Here is a 24,373-nt window from a genome sequence, read left to right as displayed (position 1 = left end):
CTTTTGCGGCGAACCTCGCGCCGCGACGATCGCCGCAAGTCGAACTCTATCCGAGGATGTAACCTCAATCGTGATACCAGTGCGCATGTCGCAACGTCGCATGCCGCAGCCGCCATGGGAATCCTAAAACGGACTCCTTCGTTCCGATCAATCCACTAGCGTAGTAGCCTGTAGTTCGATTGCCTTTCGGCAACCTAATCTGGCTGCGTAACGGCTTGCCGATGGTGTAGGCATGTCGGGCCAAGGAAGGCAGAACAATAAAACGAGCACTTCGAACAAACGATGGCCAGCAACAAAAGCCGAGATGAGTTTACCGCGGCCACGAGGCGCGCGATTGAACGGCAAGCACGCAGCCATTGCTCGAACCCGATGTGCCGTCGACTGACCAGTGCCGCCGCATCGGATGGCGCTGGTGAAATCAGTATCGGCGAGGCTGCTCATATCTGTGCCGCGGCGCCGGGCGGCCCACGCTATGACGCCAACATGACCAGTGAGGCCCGGCGCTCGGCCGAAAATGGCATCTGGCTGTGCCGGCTCCATGCGCGCGCGATCGATTCAAATGATCCGATGTTCACGGTTGCGCTGCTGCGGGAGTGGAAGCGCCTCACCGATCAGGACTCGTGGCGGAGCGTCATGAACGACATTCCCTTCGCCCCGAATATGAACGAGCTCGAATCGGACGGACCGGATGTTCGGCTTCAGGCGGCAGCCGGCGCTGACCTCGCGGTGTTCCGCAACACGAACAGATGGCCTGCGACCGCCGTCTCGCTGACGTTGAAGGTCGAAAAATCGGAGATGCCGCTGACCACGGGGGGGCTCGCAAAGGCCGTCTTGTCGCTCGACGATCTGATTCTGGTCGCGGCCCCAGGCATGGGCAAGACCACCACGATCTTTCAAGTGGCCGAGGCCATCATGGAAATCGGCGCGGCGACCGCGATTATCGTGCCGCTGGGCGATTGGGCGACCGAGGGCAGCCCGTTGCTGCCGTCGATCCTCCAGCGCCCGGCGTTCGCCAGCGTGTCAGAATCCGAATTTCGCGCGGTCGCGGCGACACCCGGCGTCGTCATACTGCTGGACGGTTGGAACGAGATGGACGTTGCCGCGCGTGAACGTGCACGCGTCCAGGTCGCAAGGCTGAAGGCCGAGCTGCCGGAGCTCGGTCTGGTCATCTCGACGCGCAGACAGGCACTCGACGTTCCGTTTTCGGGAACCCGGATCTCACTGGTGCCTCTGGGTGATGAGGAGCAACTCGAGATCGCGCGTGCCATGCGGGGCGAAGAAGGTGAGCGGCTCGTCGATCAGGCGTGGCGCACCGAAGGCGTCCGTGAACTGGTGACGATCCCGCTCTATCTGACTGCGCTGTTGTCGCTGCCGAAAGGCACACCCTTCCCGAACACCAAGGAGGAAGTTCTCCGACGATTTGTTGACGCCCAGGAAACGGAAGCCGGACACGCTGCGGCCCTTGAGAAGGTCGCGGGCGGTCTCCAAAAGGACTATCTCGACGGACTCGCGATTTTTGCGACGACCACGGCAAATACATCGATCTCCGACCATAATGCGCGAGGGGTCGTGAACGGAACGGCGAAGCAGCTGCTCGGTGACGGGCAGATATCCTTCGTCACAGCGCAACCGCAAACGGTGCTGGATACGCTTGTCAGCAACCACGTCCTGACACGTTCAGGCGACACACCCGGCTATTCCTTCCAGCACCAGCAGTTCCAGGAATGGTATGCTTCGCATGAGGTTGAACGCCGAATGTTGCAGTCGGTCGGCGACCTGGCGGCCCGCAATCGGCTAAAAGCAGAGATCCTCGATCGGCGCCCTTGGACAGAGGCGATCTTGTTCGCGGTCGAGCGTGCAGCGCGCGGGGATCCGGAGCATGTGGCCGCCTGTGGCGTGGCCATCTTCGCTGCCTTCGACGTCGATCCAATCCTGGCTGCTGAAATGATCTTTCGCGCGAGCGACGATGTATGGAGCATCGTAGGTGCGGACGTTCTGTGCTTTGTCAGGCGGTGGCACGCAGTCGGCAAGGTTGATCGCGCGGTACGCTTCATGATCACCTCAGGAAGGCATGAATTTCTCGACCTACTCTGGCCGCTTCTCACGCATGAAAGCGACCAGGTTCACCTAAATGCACTTCGCGCCGCGGGGCGATTCCGACCGTCCGTGCTTGGGCCCGACGCCGCAGATCTGCTCGTCGGTCTCGCGCCAGCGATCCGCATGAATGTTCTTCACGAAATCGCGTTGCACAGCGGCATGGACGGCCTCGATTTGGCTACCGCCGTCGCAAAAAGAGATGGCGGTCCCGAGGAGAAGGCCTTTATCGCGGACGCTCTGTCATTCCGACGCGCCGACCGGCACATCGTCGATCTGCTGCGCGGCGCTGACGATGCAACCTTCGACGTTCTCGCCAAGAAAGGTCATCTCGATGATGTTGCGGACGAGGGCTTACGGCGGGCCCTGGAGGCCGCGCAGGCGCGGCGTCTCGTATCGGCAGCGACGCCGCGCGACAGGTTGACCGCAATCCTCCAACTGGGCGGCGAGGAGGGCCTGAACGCCGAGGTCAGCGACCTGGTTGCTGAGTTGGCCATTGACCGTAAAGACGACAGCCAGAAGCATCTGTTTTACGAACTCCGCAGTCGCTACCCACAGGCGTTCGCCGACGGTTTGCTTCGTCGCATTCGCGAGGGTCAGGGCCTGTTCTTTGGCGTCGACAACATCCTTGCCGCTTCGGGAATCGTCGCCGAAGACAAGTTGCTGCTCGAGACTGTGCTTCGCGATTCGGAACGTCACGACGACCGCGCTGAGGCCGCCGCATCTGTTCTTGGCCCGCAATCCGTGGCGAGGCTCATCGCCGCTTATCTTGATTTGCTCCCTCGCCGGCGTGACGCAGACGGCAGGGTCGACCAGGCGATATGCGACCGGTGTATCTTGCTGCAAGACCGCATTGCCCACACGCCAGGAAGCAGCTTGGTCGCGGCCGTGGTAACCCGCGCCGATAGCGCGAGCGGCGCTGAAATTGCAGCGCTTGCCGAGCTCTGCACGCGCGGTGAGAGCGGCGATGATGAGCGCGCTAGGCCGTTCAATGAGGCTGATCTGGCAGTGGTCAGACAATTGGCGGAAGATTGGGGAGAACGCCTGCTTGCGAGCGAAAGCGCCACGCGGTTGCAGAAGGTAACGATCGCAACCTTGATCAGCCGTGTACCCTCGATAACGCTGCTGCCAATCCTTGAGCGGCTGCTCGATGATAATTTGCGCCGATACACTGCGTTTCGCGCAGCGGCGACAGCGAGCGGATGGCAGGACCGAGATGTCGTAACCGAAGCGCAGAATCCCCAGATGCACGGGTACCAATGGGCGTTTGCCGCGACCAAGGCACCCGAGACGGACGTGCTTATGGTTCGTTATCTGAAGGACGAGCATTTCGGAGAAATTGCCGCCAGGATACTCGCCGAACATTGGACGGATGCAAACGAACCCAAAGGCGATCGAAAGTTTGGTGGCGGCGTGGATTTCCTGGGTGTCGCCGCCCGCCGCGCAGCCCGTGCCACTGATCCGGCAGCCAGTTGTGCGCCAGCAGACGCGATTTTCGACGCGATCGATCAGCTGCTTGCGGAGGGTACCAGCGACGAACAGAAATTAAGGGCTGTCACACTCGGCGTAGTCGGCGCGCGACTCCCGCATGGCTTGCGCGCCGCCGCCATCTTGAGGCTCCTGGCACTCGCACCCCGGCAGGCACGTGCAAGCCTCCTGTTGTCGTTGGTTCTTTCAGGCGCAGGCATTGACATTGGACTCGTCGCGGACGGCATCGCGGCGACGTTCGAGGCCGCCAAGAAAGAGACCTGGATCCTGCATCAGAGCGACGCCTATCAGCTTCGGGACTGGTTTCGGCTTTTGCCCTTTGCAACGCCGCTTGCCCAAATCACCTCGATCGTGCGCGGGATACCAGACGCGCAGCGGACACCGCATTTGCTGGAGGAGATGATGCGGGGGCTGGGGAACGCCCCTGCGTCCGCCAACGCCGAGGCGGCGTTGTTTGCCCTCGCGGAGGATGACGAGCGCTTTTACCGCGATTATCATTGGCGCCAGACGGTGCTCGGACTCGGCACAGTTTCGTCTGCGCTTCGTCTCATCAATCTAACGGTGAATGGCACGCTAAAAGGCAAGGGCCATGACGGATGGCGCGCGCAGCACGATATCGGCGGCCTGATCGCCGAGCACCAGGAAGTTCGAAGCTATGTCCGGGATCTGTTGACGAACGGTCCTTTGACCGAGCCGCTGGAGCTGCTCGCGCATGCACTGAGTGAACAGCCCGAAGTAGAGGATGTGGTTTTGCTTGTGGAGACGGAGTTCAAGACCTGTCGGTCGTTCGTCGGGTGGCGCTCGCTCGAAAGTCTCGCCACCAGCCATGTTCCGTCCGAGTATTGGCAGAACGCTTATAACGTCGTTCCTGTGCCGGTTATTGCGCTGCGCCAGAATTTGCTGGCGCTGACCACGGACGGTGGTTTCGCCGATCCGGCCTCCCGAGCTTTAGTCGCCATCGACAAGCTACGAGACCAATATGGTGCGCCCGAGGCGGAGCCGCGGCATCCCGACTTGTTTTCGGGTCGCGTGTGGCCAATCCTGACGCCTGACTCTGATGCCGACGACATCCAGTAAACTTGGAATGCAAAGGCCACACAGCGGGCGATCTGTTAGCGGCCAGATCCCAGCCGCTCGTGTGTCAATCGCACGGACGTCCGCTTTCGCACCCGAGCGACCAAGAGCCGTCAGTCAGTTAACGGCCCAGTTTAAGACGAAGGGCAACACCTGAACTAACGTCCGGCTTCGGCGCGCGCGACGGGCGGTCTAAATGTCTGCCTTTGGGTCGTCGTATCGTCAGACCTCGGTACGTTCGGCGAGTTCGAGGGCGTCCTCCACATCGACGCCGAGATAGCGGACGGTGCTCTCGATTTTGGCATGGCCGAGCAATATCTGGACGGCTCGAAGATTGCCGGTTGCCTTGTAGATGATGGAAGCCTTCGTTCGTCGGAGCGAATGGGTACCATAATCTTCGGCCTGAAGTCCGATACCGGTCACCCACTCTCGCACGAGCCGCGCATATTGCCGGGTGCTTATATGCGCCATGTAGTCGTTTCGGCTTGGGAAGACGTAGTCGTTGAGCGTGCCGCCGCGCCGCTCGAGCCAGGCGATCAGCGTTTTGCGTGCAGGTTCGACCAGCTCGAACTGTACCGGTCGCTTTGTCTTTTGTTGCACAACGATGGCGCGATCCCGGACGCGGCCGCCAGCGACGATATCACCTATGCGAACCTTGACGACATCACACCCACGCAGCTTGCTGTCGATCGCGAAATCGAAAAGGGCTCGGTCGCGCAGGCGGCTATGCTGATCGAGCCAGAAGCGGATCGCCCAGACCTGCTGCGGTTTGAGTGCGCGCTTGGCGCCCAGCACGCGGCCTTCATTCCACGGCCGAAGCTCGTGAAATGCAGGGTCGATCGACGAGTGGCCCATCACTCTCCTCCATTTACTCGGGTGCTGGCACGGTAGACAGGTGCGGTAAAGCAGCCGTTGAGAGACATGGTTCGGGGGCAGTCAGTCGGTTTACCGTCGGCAGGAAGCGACCAGAACCGGTCGTTGGCGCGATAACTGACGAACGTCCGATCCCGACGGAACCAGCTGTTCGAATGACGCGAACCTCGCAAGCGGACGCGCCCGATTTGGGCTCCAAGGGGCTCGCCACCTGAGCCCAAAGTATCCCGTCGACCCTTAATCCAAGCGCTTGCAGGCCGCGTAGTCGGAATGTCGATATTGTCGTGTTTACCCAACAGGCGTGGCAAATGCGGTTACGAACGCGAGGATTAGCGCGATCAGGCAAAAGAGCGCTTTGTTTCCGAGCTTTTTCGAGACTGCGATGCCGACGAGGCACTGCATGAGATAATAGAAGGCGAACGCGCGCGAAGCGAGCGCCAGGATTGTGAAGGTTGTCGTGGCCCAGCATAGCGCGATGGCAAAACTGCAGATGAGGACATAAGTCGTGCGCTTGGAAAGCGTGCGTCGAGAGACCTCGATGAGACTGCCAGATCCGCTGATCGCGTCAGCAACCGCAGCACTGAACTGACTGAACACTGCGATCAACACCAGCGGGTAGGTGAGCCAGATCCCAACAATTCCCGCGAGTTGCATCAGCGCATTGTCCTCGACCTGGCGGGGCAGAAAATGAAATAGTGGCGTCGCGCTGGCCACGAACAATATATATACCGCACTCGAGACGATCTGCGCGTCACGCGAGCCTCGGACGCGAGTCTCGGCGTCAAACTGGTCGCCGAGATAGCGTGTCGTCTCGAACCCCTGAACGACGATCAATGTACCCGCGAGTACCGTAACGATATGCCAGGCGTCGGTGCCCGGCACAGTGGGCAGAATGATGCCATGTGTCGCGAGGACTTGAGCGTCGTAGACTCCGAATGCGCCGAGCATAAGCAGCATGATCAGAACGGTGCCTGCGAGCGCCCATTTCTCAGCTGACTCCAGCGCGCGCAGCCCCTTTGTCACCGCGAGGACGAGCACGATGCTGATCACGCCGGTCGCCAGTACCTTCTCCGCAAACGGGTTATCCATATCGGCAAAGCCGAGCGCGTACGAGGCCAGTATCCGGATGTAGAGCGTGACCGATATTACATAGGCAGGGATCAATGCAAGCTGGGCGACCGTCGACAGGATTGCGACAGGTCGAGGCGTGTTGTCGGCTGCGATCAAAGGTTCGGCATGGCGGATATTGTGGCGGATGACCGAGCCAACGGCATAGGCAAGCGCACAGATCCCCGCCATCGCCGGTGCCGACCACGGTCCGACGCTGCCGCCCAGTACAGAGACGATGACCAGAAACCCGCTGCCAAAGATCGACGCCAGCGGCGTGGTCATCGCGGACAGGCGTAAACGCCAATTTCGGTTCATAGGGTGTGGATCAGACATTCGTAGCTCCGCTGGCGGAACCGCGACTGTCACCGATCGTGGACAGCGCACGAGTCAATTCGTGCGGGAAGGCCCATTGTGGTGCTGGCCACGGTTGAGCGAGCTGCTCGGCGGCGCAGCGCCATCAACGCGAGCTGGCAACAGCGACGGTTCGGCCCGAGGCAGCCCAGTAGCGCTTTGCATTGAATGCATAACCGCCTGCGCCGCGTAGATTCCGATAGTTGACCATCGCATCGGATAGGCCTTGACCCTGACACGATGTCAGACCCTACATGCTTTCGGGTCGAAGGAGTTTCATGTCATGAACGACCCACAAACCCGATCCCATGCAACGGGCTGCGGCTGTTCGGTCAAAGCAGCGGCGGAGGCGGCTGTTGCGCCCTCGTCCTGCTGCTCGAATGCACAAGTGACGGCACAACAAACCAGCAAAACGAGCGGTTGCTGCTCTGGCGGCAAGGCCGCCGATAGCGCGGCGACGGTCACGGACCCGGTGTGCGGGATGACGGTCGATCCCGCGAAAACGGCGCACCATGCCGAGTACGCCGGACAAACCTATCATTTTTGTAGCGCCGGTTGCCGGACCAAGTTCGTCGCCAACCCTGATGCCTATCTCGGCGCCAAGCCGGAGGCCGAGCCAACAGCGACGCCGGGGGCTATCTGGACGTGTCCCATGCACCCGCAAATCCGTCAGGAGGGACCGGGGACGTGCCCGATCTGCGGCATGGCGCTCGAACCGGAACAACCGTCGCTCGACGATGGCCCCAATCCTGAACTGGTCGATTTCACGCGCCGGCTGTGGGTGGCGGGCGTGCTCGCCGTGCCGCTGCTGGCGATCTCGATGGTCGCCGAAATGCTCGGCATCCATGTCGTCAATCCTGCCGCATCACCGTGGGTACAGCTCGCGCTCACCGCCCCCATCGTGCTGTGGGCGGGCTCGCCTTTTTTCGAGCGAGGATGGACCTCGCTTCGCACCCGCCATCTCAATATGTTCACGCTGATCTCGATCGGGGTCGGTGCCGCCTTCCTCTATAGCCTGGTCGCGACGGTCGCGCCTGGCAGCTTTCCCCCGACCTTCCGAATGCACGGAGGTGTGGTTCCGGTCTATTACGAGGCGGCCGGGGTGGTGGTGGCGCTGGTGCTGCTCGGACAGGTCCTTGAACTGCGTGCCAGGGCTGCGACTGGGCGCGCGATCCGTGCCCTCATCGATCTTGCCCCCAAGACGGCGCGCCGGTTGCGCTCGGACGGGTCCGAGGAGGAAGTCAGCCTTGCTGACGTGGCGGCCGGCGATCGGCTGCGCGTTCGCCCTGGCGATGCGATACCCGTCGATGGCGTGGTAGTGGAGGGACGCTCCTCGGTCGATGAATCCATGCTCACCGGTGAGCCCGCGCCCGTCCTCAAGGAAGTCGAGGCTGCCGTCACCGGGGGGACTGTCAACGGCACGGGCAGCTTGGTCATGGAAGCCCGCGCGGTCGGCTCGGATACGATGCTGGCGCGCATCGTCCGTATGGTCGCGGACGCGCAGCGCAGCCGTGCCCCGATCCAGGCGGTCGCCGATCGGGTGTCTGGCTGGTTCGTCCCGTTGGTCGTTCTGGTTTCTATCGCGACGTTCGTGGTGTGGTCGCTGGTCGGTCCTGAGCCGCAGATGAGCCATGCGCTGCTCAACGCCATCGCGGTGCTCGTCATCGCTTGCCCCTGCGCGCTCGGGCTCGCCACGCCGATGTCGATCATGGTCGGCACAGGACGTGGCGCGACAGCCGGCGTGCTGGTGAAGAACGCGGAAGCGCTACAGGGGCTAGAGAAGGTCGATACGCTGGTCATCGACAAAACTGGCACGCTCACGGAAGGGAAGCCTAAGCTCATCGCGGTCCAGACGATCGGCGCGGTCGTAGAGAACGACATGCTAGCGCTTGCCGCGGCCGTCGAAGGGCAATCCGAACACCCGCTCGCGCACGCGATTGTCGTTGCCGCCAAGGATCGAGAATTGCACCTCGGCAGGGTTACGGACTTCGCCTCGCAAACCGGTCTAGGTGTCAGCGCCACGGTCAATGGCCGCTCGGTCGTCATCGGGAACGCCGCGCAAATGAGCCGGGTCGGCGCAGATCCCAAGCCGCTCGATGAAGCAGCCAATCGTTATCGCGGCGACGGTGCAGGCGTCATCCTGGTGGCGATCGATGGCGCTCTTGCCGGTCTGCTGGCGGTCGCCGATCCGGTGCGCGCCAACGCCGGGGAGGCAATCACCGCACTTCGCCAGCAGGGGCTCCGCGTCATCATGCTGACTGGTGACAATCAAACGACCGCGGATGCGGTCGCGCGCACCGTCGGCGGACTCGACGACGTGCGCGCCGGTCTGCGGCCGGAAGACAAGGCGCGTATCATCGGCGAGCTTAAGGCGAGCGGTGCCAAGGTTGCGATGGCGGGCGACGGGATTAACGACGCTCCCGCTCTTGCCGCCGCCGATGTTGGTCTGGCGATGGGCACGGGAACGGACGTGGCGATCGAAAGCGCCGGCATAACGCTCACACGCGGCGATCTCTCGGCGATCGTGCGCGCGCGCAAGCTAGCACACGCTACGATGCGGAATATCCGCCAGAACATGTTCTTCTCGTTCCTGTTCAACGGGATCGGCGTGCCCGTCGCGGCCGGGGTGCTCTACCCCGTGGCTGGCATTCTGCTCTCGCCGATGCTGGCCGGTGCGGCGATGGCACTCTCGTCCCTCACCGTGGTCCTCAACGCGCTGCGGCTGAACACGGTGAAGCTATGAACATCGGCACGGCGTCCGCCGCCAGCGGCGTCTCCCAACGCATGATCCGCCATTATGAGAAAATTGGTTTGGTGCCTGCGCCGCCCCGGCGCGGGAGCTACCGTGACTATTCGGAGCCCGATGTTCATCGGCTGCGCTTTATCGCCAACGCGCGCGACCTAGGATTTCCGATAGACGAAATCCGCACGCTGCTGGGACTCTGGTCGGATCGCGCGCGGTCGAGCGCCGAAGTAAAGGCCTTAGCGCAATCGCGCGCTGCCGAACTGGGCCGCAAGGTCCGCGCTTTGGAAGCCATGCGCCGATCACTCACTGAACTTGCTCAGTCCTGTCACGGGGATGATCGGCCCGATTGCCCTATCATCGAACATTTGGCCGAGTAGGTTGTACAGCTAAGGGTTATTTGACCGCCGCGAGGGTGAAAACCGAACGGCTGTAACACCTGCCCCGGGGCAACTTCTTGCTTAGCCGGCCCAGGAGCAACCGATCAGCAACCGGCCTCGATATTCGCTTTTGCGCAGGTCACGCAGGGACGGATGGTTCGTCCGTTTGCAGTAATAGCGGCCGTCCTTCGCTGCCACTTCGAACGGCAGATAAGTCCCAAACCAAGCCGTTTCGACCGGCGCTGTTTCGACATGAACGAGCGGCCGAAGTTGGGCGGGTCCAAAGAGCCCGCGAGCGTCCGGGAATGGGTCGTCACCGCCGCGAGACTGCCGGGCGGGGCCCGACCGAGTTGCCGCCGTTGCGAAGTGCGAGAGCTGGCGTCTAGGGTGAGGTAGAAGATGCCGCCGTGGTGAGAGATCAGCAATGAAAATGACGAGCGTGTTCGCTATACTCCTGTTTGCCGCCGCTCCCGTCCCGGCGCGGAGTGCGCCGCCTTGCTTGACACCGCCAGCGACAAGGCTTGCCGTGGACCTGAGCGCCTTGCCCGATGAAGTGCGCGAGGATTTGCTGTCGGGCGGTCGCCTGGCTGATATCGGTCAGCCCTATTTCAGCTTGGACGCTATCGGGAACAGCCCTTCACCATCGCGCGTCGTCACCCTGCCCGTGCGACGTCTGGTGCTCGCGGGTCGATCAGGAGAGAATTGGTTCGTCTGGGTCGAGTCCTACCTGCCAGCGCTCTACGATGAAGTGTTTGGTTACCGACTGCAGGGAGGAAAATGGCATAGAGCCACGACGTTGCGGGGCGATCCGTGCCTGGCGCTCAATGCCATCGCTGGAGGTGTGCAGGATTCCTTCGACACGCTGCCACGCCCCCTGACCTACAAGGATCCGAGATCCAACATCCTGTTCTTTGTGGGGCGGGATGGACGGCGTGTAACGGCCATCGCTCCGGATGGGAAAATTGTCTGGGATGTAGAGCCGCTCGCCGATGCGGGTCTGGATCCGTACCGCACCAACCACGCGATGATCCGTTACATCGGAACCGCTGTGCGAGCGGGCGCCGTTCAGTCGGACGTCATTGCGATCACGTACAACTCGACTCAGTCCGGGACACTGCGCATTTCGGACGGTCGATTCGCCTGGCAGGGGCAAGACTGATCGCAAGACGCCCTTTCGAGGAGAAGCGGAAGGGACGATCGCTTCCCACCCGAGCAAGCCGTTCCGATCGGCTATCGCGCACTCCAAGAGCGGTCGGCCCACTATCTGAACGGACGGCCGCTGTCGGCAAGCGGCACAACTGACCTGAACGGCCGACTATGGGTCGAGGCGGCCAGCGCGAAAGCGGACCTCCCGTGAAAACCTCTGGTCGGCGGCTAAGCGCCCAGGCCCCGTCATTCGCCGTTGCTCAGCCTGAACCCGAAAGCTGCCGTTATTTGAAGTACCGGGCTGAACGTCTGCTCGCGGAGGTTGGAAAACGGGCCGCTTCCAGACTATTGTCAACCTACGCTAAGCTGGCCTGCTCGTGCGACCCTATGCGGGGTCAACGGCTGCGGTGGCAGGTTCGGGGCACCTGTTTCTGGATCAAGGGGGAAGCGCGATGAGTCCATTTGAGTTGGTGTTCGCGGTCTATGGCCTGTTGCTGGGTTTGGCGATCGCGGAGGTGCTGGGAGGATTTTCGCGTGCGCTGAAGCTCAAGCGAGGCACGAACGCCGTGCGGATCGGGTGGCTGACGCCGCTGCTCGGCGTACTGGTAATGCTCGATCTGACCAGTTTCTGGCTGCTTGCCTGGGATGCGCGCGAGCAGATCGGCGCGAATTATACTACCTTGGTGTGTGTGCTGGCGATGGTAGGTGTGTATTATCTCGCGGCGACGTTGATCTTTCCGGACGCGCCGGAGGAATGGCCTGATTTCGACGACTGGTACGACAAGCAGAACCGGCTGGTGATCGGCGGGCTGCTGGCGGCAAACGTCGCGAGCTGGATCGGCGTGGTCGTGCTGGACGCGATGCACCCGCTACCGGAGGTGGCACCAGGCCCAATGAATGCCATTGCGGAGTTGCTTTACATGGTCAGCGGATTCTCGATCCTGGGGCTGTTCATCGCGCTGCTCACGGTGCGCTCGCGGCGCTGGAATGTAGCGATGCTAGTGGCCATTTGCGGTTTTCTGCTGATCTCGGGAGTAACAGAACCATATGTTGTTTGAGGCACGTGAGGCCGTGTCGAACAGGCAAACACAAGCATTCACGGGTCCAGCCTCCAGCAAGGTTTCCGGTGGTTTCCGGCGACAGTTTTCCGGTGACACTCCACTTAATTGACCTGCCCGCGCGGGCGTGAATGTCTGGTTTTGGGACCGAGCAGAGGAAGTCTAAGCGTCCGGGTCTGGGTCGAAGCCGTTCTCACAAATTGCTTGGCGGGATGCCGGCAGTCAAATATGCTCCCACGGCGGTAGGGGTCGATGCCGCAGGAATTTGCGCGATACGCTTTGCGACCAGTGGTGGAACCGGCATGTCACCATCCTTTTTTTCAGGACCGAAAACCTAGGGAGCTTGGCATGATGAAATGTTTATTGTTGGCGGGTGCGATAATTGCGGGTGCTTCGCTGTACGTGATGACGTCGCAGGCCGAGGCGGCGGACGGGGACGGTGGTTGCGGCGGCAGGCTCATAGAATATGTTCCCTTTAACGTCGGCGGGCAAAAGATTGGACAGCTTCAGCTGTACTACAATGCGCAGACCGGCACGAATTGCGCCGTGATGCTGCATGGCGGGCCGACCTGGGGCGTGGCGCGCGACACTGGCGTGGCCCTGTACAGAAAGCGGCGCGGCGACCAAAGCTACTCTCAGCCCGTTTTTCAGCGCGACACGTTCCGTTATCAGGCTGGCCCGATCCGTACTGCGGGCGATGGCTGGTGCGTGAGGGCAGGTGGCGGGATCACTCACGCAGGCAGGCATTACACCCTCTATACTGGCGATCACTGCGGCTGATGCCAGAGTCGGGACATGGGCTCGCTGGGAGCCGAGAATTCCTGCTCTGGCTGCTCGCGGCGGCGGCGGCGGTTGTCGCGATGTGGCTATTGTCACCTGGGGAGCGAGGAGAGCCCGCGGCTGCCAAAGGCGGTGTCACTGTCGTTACCACCCGGCCCGAACCTAGCCAGACGCGGGCTGTGCCGGTCAAGGTAGCGGTGGTGCAATCTCCGATTCCGATCCCGGTTGCGGTCTCGGTTCCGGTTGCTCCAGTGCCAGCGGCTGCCGCCGTGGAGGAGCGGCTGGAGCTGCCCCTCGACCTCGCGGCAATCGAGAGTGAAGGCTCAACGGAGCCGCCGCTCGGTGAACATGGCGCAGCGCTCGGTCAACCGTAACTGACAACTTCAAGACGCGCTGAACGCCCGACACAATCGAGATGAACGAACGTCCGCTCTCGGCAAGCCGAGCGTCAAGCGCGGACGTCTACTTTTTGGGTCCTCGCGTTCAGCGAGCCGCCGGATAGAAGTCTCCCTCTACCGGACAGCGCAAGTTAAGCGAAATCTCCCAGGTTTTCGGCATCGTCGGGCAATTCATGCTTTTCCGGTTGATCGTTCGGCGCGCCAGTTCCGGGCTCGGTGGACATATCGCCGGGGTCAGGCTCGTTGCCGGGAATTCGTGTCGCGTTCATGGTCTTCTCCTTTACCGTTCCACGGGAACGCACGAACACGCGAAAACGGCAAACGCAAATGCTGCCGCTCTCCTGCGGCCGCGAGCCCCATGCGCTAGTAGGCGTTCCGGAAATAGGCGTGGACGGCCGATCGTTCTCGTCGAAGCGGGTCCGCCACAACATGAATGGACGTCGGAAACTTGGACGCCAGAAGCCGAATTCAGCCGACCTATGACCGCATGTGGGTCGACACGGCCAACGCCAAGCGGACGTTCGCATGGGTGACGCTGTGCGGCGGCTACACGCCAATACCCGCCGGACGTTCGTTCAACCGCATCGACGCTTGGGCGTCTAACGGATCGGCGCCAGCCCATCCATGATCGCGCTCAGCGCGAGCGCGGTCTGCAGCTCCATCGCGCTATGCCCGGCATTGGTCCGGACATAGCTGACCGGCGCGGCGCCGATGGCGGCCAGGGCGTCGATCAGACGGGACGCCTGAGTCAGTGGGCATACCTGATCGAAGCGTCCGTGCACGACATGCATCGGAATGTCGGCGATCCGGTCGACATTTCCGAGAATGTAATCGGGCTCCAGGAACAGATGGTTGGCGAAGAAATGGGCTTCGATCTGGGCGAACGACAGTGCGAACTCGGCGTCGCCGAACTTGCCCGCATCGTCGTCCTGCGGGATCAGGTTGGAGATCGTCCCCTCCCAGACCGACCAGGCCAGCGCGGCACGCAACTGAAGCGCGCGGTCGGCGTCGCTTGTCGGGACCATGTCGAAGATCGCCTTGTACGCGTGCATCATGTCGCCGCGCTGGTTGGCGGGAATGATCTCGACGAACGCCTTCCACTCGTCGGGATAGGCGACATAGCTGCCCGGCTCGGTGAGCGCGAAAGGCGCCTCGGCAAAGGTCGCGGCATTGCCCTGGTACATATAGCGCAGGTCTTCGCGCGCGCCGATGAAGATGCCGCGCAGGATCAAGGAGGCGACATGTTGCGGGTGCCGGATCGCATAGACAAGCGCGAGCGTGCTTCCCCAGCTTCCACCGAAAACGTGCATCCTGCCGGTGATGCCGAGTGCCGCCCGCAGCGCGTTGATATCCTCCACCAGATAGTCGGTCGTGTTGCGGATGAGCGCGACCGCCGGGCCTGCCTTGGCAACGGTGGGCTCGCTCATGCCGCATCCGCGCTGGTCGAACAGGATGACCCGGTAGCGCGTAGGGTCGAAGAAGCGCGCCATGACCGGCGCGCAGGCACCGCCGGGCCCGCCATGCAGGAACATGACGGGCTCCCCCGCCGGGTTGCCATATTCTTCCCAGTAGAGCTTGTGATCGGGAGCGGTATCGACCTGCAATAGCCCGCTCCGGTTCGGATCGGCCGCAGGATATGTCCACTCGTCCGTGATCGTGCTGGTGGCCTGAAGCCTGGAAAAATCGATCATGTCATCCTCGCCATATTACGCCGCAGCTAGGCGCATGTGGCGTGCGCGGCAATCGCAATGAGCGGCTGGTTTGGCGTCGGTCACTGGATAAGACCGCGCGCGTTACCCATCACTTCAGATCAGTTCGGCCTTGTCCGGTGGCGGTCGAAGCCGGCATGGCGAGAATGCGCCCGAAGTACCTTGCGCCGGGCAATCGGCGGCGCGATCCTGAAGATCGGCCACGGGCCGCACCCCGGTATCATTCGCTCCTGACTCTTGTATTCCCACCGGGGGCGAGGCAAATCCTGCGCGAATGCACACCGAGAAAGACCTGGAAACCATTCTGCTGGGGCCGGTCCTGGCCGATCGCACCTGCGGCGATTGCGTCGCGTGCTGCACCGTCCTCACGGTGGATTCGCCCGATTTCAAGAAGCCGGCGGGAACGCCCTGCACGCATCTCGTTTCGAGCGGGTGCGGCATCCATGCGGTGCGCCCCCATATCTGCCGAACATGGTTCTGCGCCTGGCGAAGGATTGCGGACATGCCCGATGAAGCCCGGCCGGACCGGTCCGGCCTTCTTGTGTCGCTCAATTTCGGGCAGGAACCACGCAACTGTTTCGAAGGCGTCTCGATCAATGTCCGTGCGCTCACCAGCAGTGACGCGATAGACAAGGGCATGGCCGCAACCGTTCTCGACAGCCTGTGCGATCAGTTGATACCCGTTTGGTTCAGCGACGGGACGAAGAAGATGCTGATGCACCCAGAGAACGAGGTCGCCGGCCTTGTGCTCTCGGGAGAGGTCGCACCCGCACATCTGCAGAACGAAGTGGCTGCATGGCGCGAGCGTTACGGTGTTTTCGCGGCAACCGGTCGGATTGAGCCGTAACCTGTGCGATGAATAAACGGCACGTTACTGAGTCGGCTGTGGCCGAGAGTGCCGCCGCAACTGGTCGGCAGCCATCATTCGGCATCTTGTCGCGCAGGTATATTGCCTCTTTCAGCAGAGAGGCGACAGACCGACAGCGGCCGTCAGTTCATCAGCTCCACGGCCATCGCCGTCGCTTCGCCGCCGCCGATGCACAGCGAGGCCATGCCGCGCTTCTGGCCTGAGGTTTGCAGTGCCGACAGCAAGGTCGCGAGGATGCGCGCGCCGCTCGCGCCGATCGGGTGGCCGAGCGCGCAGGCGCCGCCGTTCACGTTGAGCTTGTCGTGCGGCAGGCCGAGGTCACGCATCGCGATCATCGCGACCACCGCGAACGCTTCGTTGACCTCGAACAGGTCGACCTGGTCGGCCGACCAGCCGGCCTTTTCCAGCGCCTTGCGCATTGCGAAAACGGGTGCGGTGGTGAATTGCGACGGGGCATGGGCGTGCGCCGCCTGGGCGACGATGCGCGCGATCGGATCGAGGCCGAGGCGCTCGGCGACGCTGGCGCGGGTCAGCACCAGGGCGGCTGCGCCGTCGGAGATCGACGAGGCGTTGGCGGCGGTAATCGTGCCGTCCTTCGAGAAAGCGGGGCGCAGCGTGGGGATCTTGGACGGGTCGCCCTTTTCCGGCTGTTCGTCGAGGCTGACGGTGACGCTGCCCTTGCGGCCGGCGACCTCCACGGGCACGATCTCGCGATCAAACCCGCCCGAGCGCTGCGCCTTTTGCGCGCGATCGAGCGACGCGATCGCGAAGTCGTCCTGTTGCGCGCGGGTGAATTGATATTCCGCCGCGGTATCCTCGGCGAAATTGCCCATCAGCTTGCCCGGTTCATATGCGTCCTCGAGGCCATCGAGATACATATGATCCATCAGGCGGTCGTGACCGATGCGTGCGCCGCCGCGGTGGCGAAGTGAAAGATATGGCGCGTTGGTCATGCTTTCCATGCCGCCCGCCACGATCAGGTCGGCGGAACCGGCGGCAAGCGCATCGGCCGCGAGCATCGTCGCCATCATGCCGCTGCCGCACATCTTGTTGATCGTCGTCGCCTCGATATGATTGGGCAGGCCGGCCTTGAGCGCCGCCTGACGCGCGGGGGCCTGGCCGAGGCCGGCAGACAGGACGCAGCCCATATAAATACGCTCGATCGCTTCTCCCGACAGGCCGGCGCGCTCGACCGCCCCGCCGACCGCCGCCGCGCCCAGTTCCGTCGCGGTCGCGCCGGACAGCGCGCCCTGGAAGCTGCCCATCGGGGTGCGGGCATAGGACAGGATGACGATCGGATCGGTGGACATGAGCGGGACTCCGGATGGAGGAGGTGTTGCGGGCGATCTAATGGCGGTGGCGGCGGTTTACAAATGCGCGGCGGATGTTTGGGTTTGCTGGCTGTAACCAACTCCTCCCCGGCACGGGGAGGGGGACCGCGCGCTTCTTCAGCGCGTGGTGGAGGCGGCTCTCCTCAGGCGGAACGTTGCCGGCGCACCCCTTCCACCGCTTCGCGGTCCCCCTCCCAGTGCCGGGGAGGGTTGTGAGCAAGTTCAGGGTGACGGTTGGAATGAGGGGCTCTATCGCCATAATCATGGAAGACACCCTCACCACCGCGCTCAAATGGTTCGCCTCGGGCAGCGGGGTGATCGCCGCGCTGATGGTATCGCTCGATTCCGGGCGGCGCGTAACGGGGTGGGGATTCGTGCTGTTCGTCGCATCGAGCATTGCATGGATGGCGGGCGCGGCGCTGACCGATGACTGGGCGCTGGGGAGCCAGAATATAGCGCTGTTCGCGATCAATCTGTTCGGCGTCTATCGCTATCTGATCCGCAAGAAGGTCGATGGTTGAGCCCTGGATATGGCCGGTCGCGCTGGGCGTGCTCGGCGCGGTGATCGGGAGCTTCATCGCAACTTTGGTCATTCGCTGGCCGCAGGACCGTTCGGTCATGGTCGGGCGATCGCATTGCGACAGCTGCGACGTGATGTTGGGGGCGGGCGATCTGGTGCCGCTCATCAGTGCTGCGATCAGTCGGGGGAGATGTCGGCGCTGTGGCACGCCGATCGACCCGCTGCACTGGCAGATCGAGCTCATCGCGCTGGCGATCGGTGCGATTGCCGGGCTGGTCGTGCCGGGGCCGATCGCGCTGGCGGGTGCGGTTTTCGGGTGGTTGCTGCTGGCGCTTGCTGCGCTCGATGTTACCGAATTCTGGTTGCCTGACCGGCTGACGATAACCCTCGCTCTGGCCGGGCTTGCGACCGGCGCGCTGGGCATTGACCCCACGCTCATCGATCGACTGATCGGCGGGCTTGCCGGTTTTGGTTCGCTGTGGCTGATCGGTGCCGCATATAAGCACTTCCGTGGACGCGAGGGGCTTGGTGGGGGCGATCCGAAACTGCTCGGCGGGATTGGCTTGTGGCTCGGGTGGCAGGTGTTGCCGGCGGTGTTGTTGCTCGCCAGCATGATCGGTCTGGCCATCGCGCTGACCGCCAGGCTGACCGGACGGGGTGGGGCGCTCGACGATCGCATGCCGTTCGGCGCGTTGCTCGCGATCGCGGCTTACCCGGCATGGCTGTTCCTGCTAGGTTATACGCCATGATAGCGATCGCATTGCTCGTCCTGCTCGCGGCGGAAAAGCCCAAGCCGGCACCGCCGCCTCCTCCGCCGCCCGCGTCGATCGACGGGCTGCCGATCGGCGGCATCCCGCGCCAGAACCTGCCCGCCACCGGATGTGCCGCTTATCTGTGGAGCGTGGGGTCGAGCCATACCTTTGTCGCGATGGCGGGTGCCGATGCGGCGTCGGTGCGCCTTTCGATCGACGGACAGCAGATCGATGTGCCGCGCACCGCGCAGCATGGCGATGGCGGGTTCGGCTTTGCCGCAGTGACCGAATATGAGGCGGGCGACACCAAGGCGGTGCTCGACATGACCATCACCACGCGCGGCGACCTGAAGGATGGCGCGGCCATACCCGAGGCGACCTTGCGGATCGAGCGAGCGGGCAAGGACGGGCTGGTATTGCCGGTCGCTGGATTGATCGGCTGCGCGTGACGTGAATGAATGACCGCCGCATCGATAAGCGGACGGCGATAAGACGGGCTGGGGAGAGAATGATGGCCGATCTGAAAGCGATCCTGGCGGCGCAGCGTGCTGCGTTCATGGCGGAACTTCCCGTGTCGATCGCGACCCGCAAGGATAGGCTCAAACGCGCGGCGGCCATGATCGCCGACAATGCGGAACGCTTTTGCGACGCGCTGAGCGAGGATTTCGGGCATCGCAGCCGCGAACAATCGATGCTGACCGACATCGCCAGCTCGGTCGCGCCGATCACCCATGCGACCAAGTCGCTCGACAAATGGGCCAGGTCGGAACGGCGTCCGGTGCAATTTCCGCTCGGCCTGCTCGGTGCGAAGGCGTGGATCGAATATCAGCCAAAGGGTGTGATCGGGATCATCGCACCATGGAATTTCCCGGTCAATCTGGTGATGTCGCCGCTCGCCGGCGTGTTGGCGGCGGGCAATCGCGCGATGGTCAAGACGAGCGAGTTCACACCGCGTGTCGCCGCGCTGTTCGAAGAGGTCGTCGGCCGGTATTTCGCGCCCGAGGAACTGGCGTTCGTGTCGGGCGGACCCGATATCGGCAAGGCGTTTGCCGAGCTGCCGTTCGACCATCTGATCTTCACCGGCGCGACCGCGATCGGCAAGCATATCCTGCATGCCGCGGCGGACAATCTGGTGCCGGTGACGCTCGAACTGGGCGGCAAGTCGCCGGTGATCGTCGGCGCGTCGGCGGACCTGAAACAAGCGACCGGGCGGGTCGCGCTGGGCAAGATGCTCAACGCCGGGCAGATCTGCCTCGCTCCCGATTACATGCTGGTTCAGGCGGATCAGGAGGCGGCGGTGGTCGAGGGGCTGAAGGCGGCGGCGTCGGCGATGTACCCGACCCTCCTCGCCAATCCGGATTATACCGCAATCATCAACGACCGGCATTTCCAGCGGCTCGGCGACCTGCTCGACGATGCGCGCGCCAAGGGCGCGACGGTCGAGGCGGTCAACCCCGCAGGTGAGGATTTCGGCGCGTCCAATGCGCGGAAAATGCCGCTGCATATCGTCACCAATGTCACCGACGATATGGCGGTGATGCAGGAGGAGATCTTCGGGCCGGTGCTGCCGATCCGGCGGTATGACGGGATCGACGATGCGATCGAGCAGGTGAACCGGCGCGACCGGCCGCTTGGCCTGTATTATTTCGGCGGGGATGCCAGCGAACGTCGCCGCGTGCTCGACCGGACCATCGCCGGCGGCGTGACGCTCGATGACGTGATCTTCCATATCTCGATGGAGGAGCTGCCCTTTGGCGGCATCGGCCCGTCGGGGATGGGCGCCTATCATGGGCGCGACGGTTTCAAGACCTTCAGCCATGCCAAGAGCGTTTACAAACAGGCCAGGTTCGACGTGGCGAAACTCGCCGGGCTCAAGCCGCCTTATGGCAAGGCGACGATGGCGTCGGTGAAGCGGCAGATGAAGGGGTAGGGTCTAACTTACCGGGGGCATCGTGACGATTTTTGCCGGGTTCGATGCGCTTGCGGAACATCCTTACGCTCGCGCGCATTACGAAGCATGTTCGAAACGATCCTTGATCCCTGCGATGTCCCCGGCAGCAAAATGGCCGAGGCGCGCGTCCAGCTGACTTATTTGTGGCGCCATCGCCGTCTCGCCGCACTGAACGCTCCAACACTGTTCACCGAACTCGTCCAGCAACGCAAATTGTACGAGCGCGATCGACGCCTGCCGGTGCTGGCGGACAAGATCGCCGCCAAGGCGATCGCGGCGGAGATGCTGGGTGCGGCTTGGGTCGTGCCGACCCTGTGGGCGGGGACGATATTACCCGACACGCCGTGCTGGCACGGGCAATGCGTGATCAAATCGCGGCACGGCTGCAACCAGACGATCTTTGTGCGCGATGGCCGTCGGGATTGGCCGGCGGTCGTCGCGCGAGCCAACACATGGCTTGAAAAGCCCTATGGCCTGTGGCTCGACGAATGGCTGTATCGCCATATTCCGCGGGGAATTCTGGTCGAGCCGTTCATCGGGACGGCGGGTAACCTGCCGGTCGATTATAAATTCTACGTCTTTGGCGGACAAACGGCCTTTGTGCAGGTTCATCTCGATCGTGAACATGCGCATCGCTGGATCGTGCACGATCGCGACTGGCGTCCGATACGCGGTGGCCGATCCGAGGTCGCCAGACCATCGGCACTCAACGCCATGATCGAGGCGGCCGAGGAGATGGGACGCGGGTTCGATTTCGTGCGGGTCGATTTCTATCAGCCGGCTGATCAACCATTATTCGGTGAGATGTGCTTCTATCCCGGATCGGGGCTCGATCCGTTCGATCCGCCGGAACTCGACGCGATGATGGGTGCGTTGTGGCTCGCGTCACGGGACCGGCTCAACAGCCATCGAGCTGCCGCTCCCGCCGGCGGCATTCTGCCGGTTCCGGTTCCGGCCTGAGCGCGACAAGCTAGGCAAGACAACAATCCGAATTTCCAAAACAGCCCTGAGAGTTTCCCGAGCGGGGTACGGGGAGGGGCGGCTTCGCAGGAAGCCGCCTCTCCCCGTTTTCAGGCCCGGTCGATGCGATAATGGATCGGCTTGAACGAACCGCCGTTAGAATCCGGGGCGGAGCAGGCGGTGAGGCCGATGATCAGGTCCATTCCGGCACGCAGCGCGATATGGTCACCGGCTTTGCTGATCGGCGGCAGGACGCTGAGTCGGCCCGTATTGCCATCGACCGGTACATTCATGAAGCAATTGAACGCGACGGGGATGCGGTCGGAACCGATGCCATAGGGCGCAAGCGCCTCGGCCAGATTACCGAAACAGCCCCGATGCGGTTCGAGGTCGGGATAGAAATGTTTGAACGTATCGTATGAACAGGGCGTGAGCAGGAAGTCGTGGCGCCCGACACTGTCCTCTACGATGTCGAGCATGACGTTCGAGCGGTTGGAATAGAGCTTGTCGCCCCTGGTCAGGTAAATGCGCTCGGCATAATCAAAAGTGCGACCGGAGGAGATGACCTCATCGACATCCGCCGCATTGAACGCCAGCAGATCGGCAACCTGTTCGCCGCGCGGGTCGATCACGATCAGCGTATCGCCCCGTGCCAGCTTGAATGCAGTGCCGCTACGCTCGGGGATTTCGACGATATCGGTTACTTGCCTTCTCCCGAATAGCTGAAAGGGCATTGCCACGCATCGCTCACGGCACGGCCGGAATATTGCCGGGCCTCGCTCGCCTCGCCATGGCGCGATAGCATCGGATTGCGCGTGCCGGCCAGCGCTTCGTCGCGGACCATGATCTTCTCGCGCATGCCTTCATATTTACCTTCCGCACGCAGGATTTCGAACTGGTCGTGCAGGTTGAATATCATGGCGGGGCGCGAGAAGCGGCGCGCCGGGCGGCTGGCCTTGGGATGGAGGCCAACGATGAAGAATGCCTCGCCGCCGAAGCTCAACGAGAAATGCGGGTTTTTGGGGTCCGGGCTGACGCGTGGGTCATATTCCTGACCGCGCCAGACATCCTTGTCGGAGAGCGATTGGACGCGTTGCCACAGCGCCGCTTCGAATTCGGACTCGCCGAGTTGGTCGGGGCCTTCGAAAACCACCGCGAAGCTGCGGAACAGCGCCGGGGCTTCGCGATAGGCATCGGCGAATTTGATCAGCCCGTCATGGATGCGCAAATCGTCCCAGGCGCTGTCGATACGATCGCAGGCAAGCACTTCGAGTGTGCCCTTGGCGAGCGCCGCCTTCGCGCCGACGCAGGGAAAGGCGGCGTCGGAGACATGGCTGTGCATCATCGTCTGCAGTTCGTCCTGCGCGCGATGTTGCCAGTGGAAGAGGGGCGTGGTTGGTACAGGCATCGGCGACAAGACGCGCATCCGGCGCGACTCGTTCCGAAAAATCTATCTGATGCGGATCAAGTCATGTCGGGCAGTTGCGCTTTGGGAAAACCAGTCCAGACCTGATCATAATCTTCATCGAGCGCGCCGGTCTTCAGCGCGAAATCGGTCGCATGGAAGACCCAGCGGCTTTCGATCATGAATGCCATGGTGCCATCGATCTTGTGCGGCTTTAGATCGGCCTCGCTCGCGCATTTCCAACTCGCGACATCGGGGCCGTGGCCGCTCATCTGGTTGTGCAGCGACAGCGCGCCGGGCACGAAGCCGTCGGCCTTGGCGTCGTAAGCGCCGTGGATCAGGCCCATCGCCTCGCTCATCACGTTGCGGTGGAACCAGGGCGGGCGGAAACTGTCCTCGGCGACCATCCAGCGCGGCGGAAAGATCACGAAGTCCGCGTTCGCCGTGCCGGCGACATCGCTGGGCGAGGTCAGCACGGTGAAGATCGACGGATCGGGATGGTCGAAACTGATGCTGCCGATCGTGTTGAAACGCGCCAGATCATAGCGCCAGGGCGCGTAATTGCCATGCCAGGCAACCACGTCGAGCGGCGAACGGCCAAGCTGCGTGGTCCAGAGCGAGCCGAGGAATTTTTGCACCAGTTCGAATTCGCCTTCGCGATCCTCGAACCAGGCGGTGGGGGTTTCGAAGTCGCGCGGATTGGCCAGGCCGTTCGAGCCGATCGGGCCGAGATCGGGTAAGCGGAAGGGAGCGCCGTGATTCTCCGCGACATAACCACGCGCCTTGCCGTCGGGGAGCGTCACGCGGAAGCGCACGCCGCGCGGGATCAGCGCGACCTGTCCGGGCTGTACGTCGATCCGGCCGAGTTCGGTGAGCAGGGTGAGTGCACCCATCTCCGGCAGGATGAGCAGTTCGCCGTCGCCGCTGACAAAGGCGCGATCGGTCATGTCCTTCGATGCGGCATAAAGGTGCATTGCAACGCCTGACTGAGTCGCCGGGCCGTCGCCCGCGACGATCATCGTCGTCAGGCTGTCGAGCCAGTCGGCATCTTCGATTTCGGTCGGTCCCCAGCGCAAGCGGTTCGGGGCGAGCGGATCCTTGCTGAGGCCGGGCGCGAAGCGCTTCGCGCCCGTGTAGCGGGTGAAAGCAGGATGCGCGGCAGAGGGGCGCAGGCGGTAGAGCCATGAGCGGCGATTCTCATGGCGCGGTGCGGTAAAGGCAGTGCCGCTGAGCTGTTCGGTATAGAGGCCGAACGGCGGCTTTTGTGGTGAGTTGCGGCCGATCGGGAGAGCGCCGTGCACGGCTTCGGTGGAGAAGTGATTGCCGAAGCCGGTTTGGTAGTCAGTCATCGCCGTTCCTTCTTCCCCTCTCCCCTTGTGGGA

At 62.8% G+C, this 24,373-nt stretch carries 21 protein-coding genes; 13 read left to right on the top strand and 8 right to left on the bottom strand.

Annotated elements, in window-relative coordinates:
• The first annotated feature begins 282 nt into the window (after positions 1-282).
• Positions 283-4,659 carry an NACHT domain-containing protein gene (locus ACVWZA_RS07385; RefSeq protein ID WP_457310521.1) on the top strand — a complete coding sequence of 1,459 codons (4,377 nt, stop codon included), beginning with the start codon at positions 283-285 and terminating at the stop codon, positions 4,657-4,659.
• 219 nt (positions 4,660-4,878) lie between these two features.
• On the opposite strand, the gene ACVWZA_RS07380 is transcribed toward ACVWZA_RS07385, so the two are convergent.
• Entirely contained in the window at positions 4,879-5,511 is a 633-nt protein-coding gene (locus tag ACVWZA_RS07380; protein ID WP_457310520.1) for a tyrosine-type recombinase/integrase, read from the bottom strand.
• A 306-nt stretch (positions 5,512-5,817) separates the two neighbouring features.
• Positions 5,818-6,972, bottom strand: coding sequence for a hypothetical protein (locus tag ACVWZA_RS07375; protein WP_457310519.1), 1,155 nt, complete (start codon positions 6,970-6,972; stop codon positions 5,818-5,820).
• 490 nt (positions 6,973-7,462) lie between these two features.
• Between ACVWZA_RS07375 and ACVWZA_RS07370 the strand changes: the two genes are divergently transcribed.
• The 6 genes from ACVWZA_RS07370 to ACVWZA_RS07345 all read left to right on the top strand — a co-directional run bounded on the left by ACVWZA_RS07370 (position 7,463) and on the right by ACVWZA_RS07345 (position 13,471).
• Positions 7,463-9,733 carry a heavy metal translocating P-type ATPase gene (locus ACVWZA_RS07370; RefSeq protein WP_457310546.1) on the top strand — a complete coding sequence of 757 codons (2,271 nt, stop codon included), beginning with the start codon at positions 7,463-7,465 and terminating at the stop codon, positions 9,731-9,733.
• Positions 9,730-10,113: a Cu(I)-responsive transcriptional regulator gene (gene cueR / locus ACVWZA_RS07365; protein ID WP_457310518.1), complete on the top strand. Its 384-nt coding sequence runs from the start codon at positions 9,730-9,732 to the stop codon at positions 10,111-10,113. The genes ACVWZA_RS07370 and cueR overlap by 4 nt, the downstream gene beginning before the upstream one ends.
• Before the next feature lie 526 nt (positions 10,114-10,639).
• The gene (locus tag ACVWZA_RS07360) at positions 10,640-11,272 is read left to right on the top strand and encodes a hypothetical protein (RefSeq protein WP_457310517.1); all 633 of its coding nucleotides are present in this window, start codon (positions 10,640-10,642) and stop codon (positions 11,270-11,272) included.
• A gap of 394 nt (positions 11,273-11,666) precedes the next feature.
• Positions 11,667-12,317 carry a hypothetical protein gene (locus ACVWZA_RS07355; protein WP_457310516.1) on the top strand — a complete coding sequence of 217 codons (651 nt, stop codon included), beginning with the start codon at positions 11,667-11,669 and terminating at the stop codon, positions 12,315-12,317.
• A gap of 348 nt (positions 12,318-12,665) precedes the next feature.
• On the top strand, positions 12,666-13,097 hold the full coding sequence (locus ACVWZA_RS07350) for a hypothetical protein (RefSeq protein WP_457310515.1): 432 nt from the start codon (positions 12,666-12,668) through the stop codon (positions 13,095-13,097).
• A complete protein-coding gene (locus tag ACVWZA_RS07345; protein WP_457310514.1) occupies positions 13,097-13,471 on the top strand; it encodes a hypothetical protein in 375 nt (124 codons plus the stop codon). Before ACVWZA_RS07350 ends, ACVWZA_RS07345 begins: the two co-directional genes overlap by 1 nt.
• Positions 13,472-13,626: 155 nt before the next feature.
• On the opposite strand, the gene ACVWZA_RS07340 is transcribed toward ACVWZA_RS07345, so the two are convergent.
• Complete coding sequence (locus tag ACVWZA_RS07340; protein ID WP_457310513.1) at positions 13,627-13,926, bottom strand: hypothetical protein; 300 nt, start codon at positions 13,924-13,926, stop codon at positions 13,627-13,629.
• 168 nt (positions 13,927-14,094) lie between these two features.
• Positions 14,095-15,186, bottom strand: coding sequence for a prolyl aminopeptidase (gene pip, locus ACVWZA_RS07335; protein WP_457310512.1), 1,092 nt, complete (start codon positions 15,184-15,186; stop codon positions 14,095-14,097).
• A 292-nt stretch (positions 15,187-15,478) separates the two neighbouring features.
• Here pip and ACVWZA_RS07330 point away from each other — a divergent pair, with 292 nt between their 5' ends.
• Positions 15,479-16,051 (top strand): YkgJ family cysteine cluster protein, encoded by a 573-nt coding sequence (locus tag ACVWZA_RS07330; RefSeq protein ID WP_457310510.1) that lies wholly within the window; start codon positions 15,479-15,481, stop codon positions 16,049-16,051.
• A gap of 143 nt (positions 16,052-16,194) precedes the next feature.
• Here ACVWZA_RS07330 and ACVWZA_RS07325 read toward each other — a convergent pair whose 3' ends face one another.
• On the bottom strand, positions 16,195-17,382 hold the full coding sequence (locus ACVWZA_RS07325) for an acetyl-CoA C-acyltransferase (protein ID WP_457310509.1): 1,188 nt from the start codon (positions 17,380-17,382) through the stop codon (positions 16,195-16,197).
• 284 nt (positions 17,383-17,666) lie between these two features.
• On the opposite strand from ACVWZA_RS07325, the gene ACVWZA_RS07320 reads away from it, so the two are divergent.
• From ACVWZA_RS07320 to ACVWZA_RS07300, 5 genes are all read left to right on the top strand, one after another.
• Positions 17,667-17,924 carry a hypothetical protein gene (locus ACVWZA_RS07320; protein WP_457310508.1) on the top strand — a complete coding sequence of 86 codons (258 nt, stop codon included), beginning with the start codon at positions 17,667-17,669 and terminating at the stop codon, positions 17,922-17,924.
• On the top strand, positions 17,917-18,672 hold the full coding sequence (locus ACVWZA_RS07315; protein ID WP_457310507.1) for a prepilin peptidase: 756 nt from the start codon (positions 17,917-17,919) through the stop codon (positions 18,670-18,672). Before ACVWZA_RS07320 ends, ACVWZA_RS07315 begins: the two co-directional genes overlap by 8 nt.
• Positions 18,669-19,124, top strand: coding sequence for a hypothetical protein (locus tag ACVWZA_RS07310; protein WP_457310506.1), 456 nt, complete (start codon positions 18,669-18,671; stop codon positions 19,122-19,124). The genes ACVWZA_RS07315 and ACVWZA_RS07310 overlap by 4 nt, the downstream gene beginning before the upstream one ends.
• Positions 19,125-19,186: 62 nt before the next feature.
• Positions 19,187-20,605 carry a coniferyl aldehyde dehydrogenase gene (locus tag ACVWZA_RS07305; protein ID WP_457310505.1) on the top strand — a complete coding sequence of 473 codons (1,419 nt, stop codon included), beginning with the start codon at positions 19,187-19,189 and terminating at the stop codon, positions 20,603-20,605.
• Positions 20,606-20,692: 87 nt separating this feature from the next.
• A complete protein-coding gene (locus tag ACVWZA_RS07300; RefSeq protein ID WP_457310504.1) occupies positions 20,693-21,586 on the top strand; it encodes an ATP-grasp fold amidoligase family protein in 894 nt (297 codons plus the stop codon).
• A 110-nt stretch (positions 21,587-21,696) separates the two neighbouring features.
• Here ACVWZA_RS07300 and ACVWZA_RS07295 read toward each other — a convergent pair whose 3' ends face one another.
• Genes ACVWZA_RS07295 through hmgA form a run of 3 tightly spaced genes read right to left on the bottom strand, consistent with a single transcriptional unit; the run spans position 21,697 to position 24,340 of the window.
• Positions 21,697-22,320 carry a DUF1989 domain-containing protein gene (locus tag ACVWZA_RS07295; RefSeq protein WP_457310503.1) on the bottom strand — a complete coding sequence of 208 codons (624 nt, stop codon included), beginning with the start codon at positions 22,318-22,320 and terminating at the stop codon, positions 21,697-21,699.
• Positions 22,287-22,994: a guanitoxin biosynthesis heme-dependent pre-guanitoxin N-hydroxylase GntA gene (gntA, locus tag ACVWZA_RS07290; protein ID WP_457310545.1), complete on the bottom strand. Its 708-nt coding sequence runs from the start codon at positions 22,992-22,994 to the stop codon at positions 22,287-22,289. Before gntA ends, ACVWZA_RS07295 begins: the two co-directional genes overlap by 34 nt.
• Positions 22,995-23,050: 56 nt before the next feature.
• On the bottom strand, positions 23,051-24,340 hold the full coding sequence (gene hmgA / locus ACVWZA_RS07285) for a homogentisate 1,2-dioxygenase (protein ID WP_457310502.1): 1,290 nt from the start codon (positions 24,338-24,340) through the stop codon (positions 23,051-23,053).
• Between the last annotated feature and the right edge of the window lie 33 nt (positions 24,341-24,373).

Source organism: Sphingomonas sp. UYAg733, assembly GCF_054057355.1.
The sequence above is the reverse complement of the archived record's forward strand: the minus strand, read 5'-3'. Positions and strand labels throughout refer to the sequence as shown.

What these genes read in the sequence shown, in the direction of transcription:
- ACVWZA_RS07305 (WP_457310505.1), top strand. Translation starts at nt 19,187, where the DNA reads ATGGCCGATCTGAAAGCGATCCTGGCGGCGCAGCGTGCTGCGTTCATG.
- pip (WP_457310512.1), bottom strand. Translation starts at nt 15,186, where the DNA reads ATGATCGATTTTTCCAGGCTTCAGGCCACCAGCACGATCACGGACGAG.
- gntA (WP_457310545.1), bottom strand. Translation starts at nt 22,994, where the DNA reads ATGCCTGTACCAACCACGCCCCTCTTCCACTGGCAACATCGCGCGCAG.
- ACVWZA_RS07385 (WP_457310521.1), top strand. Translation starts at nt 283, where the DNA reads ATGGCCAGCAACAAAAGCCGAGATGAGTTTACCGCGGCCACGAGGCGC.
- hmgA (WP_457310502.1), bottom strand. Translation starts at nt 24,340, where the DNA reads ATGACTGACTACCAAACCGGCTTCGGCAATCACTTCTCCACCGAAGCC.
- ACVWZA_RS07325 (WP_457310509.1), bottom strand. Translation starts at nt 17,382, where the DNA reads ATGTCCACCGATCCGATCGTCATCCTGTCCTATGCCCGCACCCCGATG.
- ACVWZA_RS07340 (WP_457310513.1), bottom strand. Translation starts at nt 13,926, where the DNA reads ATGTTGTGGCGGACCCGCTTCGACGAGAACGATCGGCCGTCCACGCCT.
- ACVWZA_RS07345 (WP_457310514.1), top strand. Translation starts at nt 13,097, where the DNA reads ATGCCAGAGTCGGGACATGGGCTCGCTGGGAGCCGAGAATTCCTGCTC.
- ACVWZA_RS07350 (WP_457310515.1), top strand. Translation starts at nt 12,666, where the DNA reads ATGATGAAATGTTTATTGTTGGCGGGTGCGATAATTGCGGGTGCTTCG.
- ACVWZA_RS07330 (WP_457310510.1), top strand. Translation starts at nt 15,479, where the DNA reads ATGCACACCGAGAAAGACCTGGAAACCATTCTGCTGGGGCCGGTCCTG.
- ACVWZA_RS07375 (WP_457310519.1), bottom strand. Translation starts at nt 6,972, where the DNA reads ATGTCTGATCCACACCCTATGAACCGAAATTGGCGTTTACGCCTGTCC.
- ACVWZA_RS07320 (WP_457310508.1), top strand. Translation starts at nt 17,667, where the DNA reads ATGGAAGACACCCTCACCACCGCGCTCAAATGGTTCGCCTCGGGCAGC.
- cueR (WP_457310518.1), top strand. Translation starts at nt 9,730, where the DNA reads ATGAACATCGGCACGGCGTCCGCCGCCAGCGGCGTCTCCCAACGCATG.
- ACVWZA_RS07295 (WP_457310503.1), bottom strand. Translation starts at nt 22,320, where the DNA reads ATGCCCTTTCAGCTATTCGGGAGAAGGCAAGTAACCGATATCGTCGAA.
- ACVWZA_RS07310 (WP_457310506.1), top strand. Translation starts at nt 18,669, where the DNA reads ATGATAGCGATCGCATTGCTCGTCCTGCTCGCGGCGGAAAAGCCCAAG.
- ACVWZA_RS07300 (WP_457310504.1), top strand. Translation starts at nt 20,693, where the DNA reads ATGTTCGAAACGATCCTTGATCCCTGCGATGTCCCCGGCAGCAAAATG.
- ACVWZA_RS07315 (WP_457310507.1), top strand. Translation starts at nt 17,917, where the DNA reads ATGGTTGAGCCCTGGATATGGCCGGTCGCGCTGGGCGTGCTCGGCGCG.
- ACVWZA_RS07380 (WP_457310520.1), bottom strand. Translation starts at nt 5,511, where the DNA reads ATGGGCCACTCGTCGATCGACCCTGCATTTCACGAGCTTCGGCCGTGG.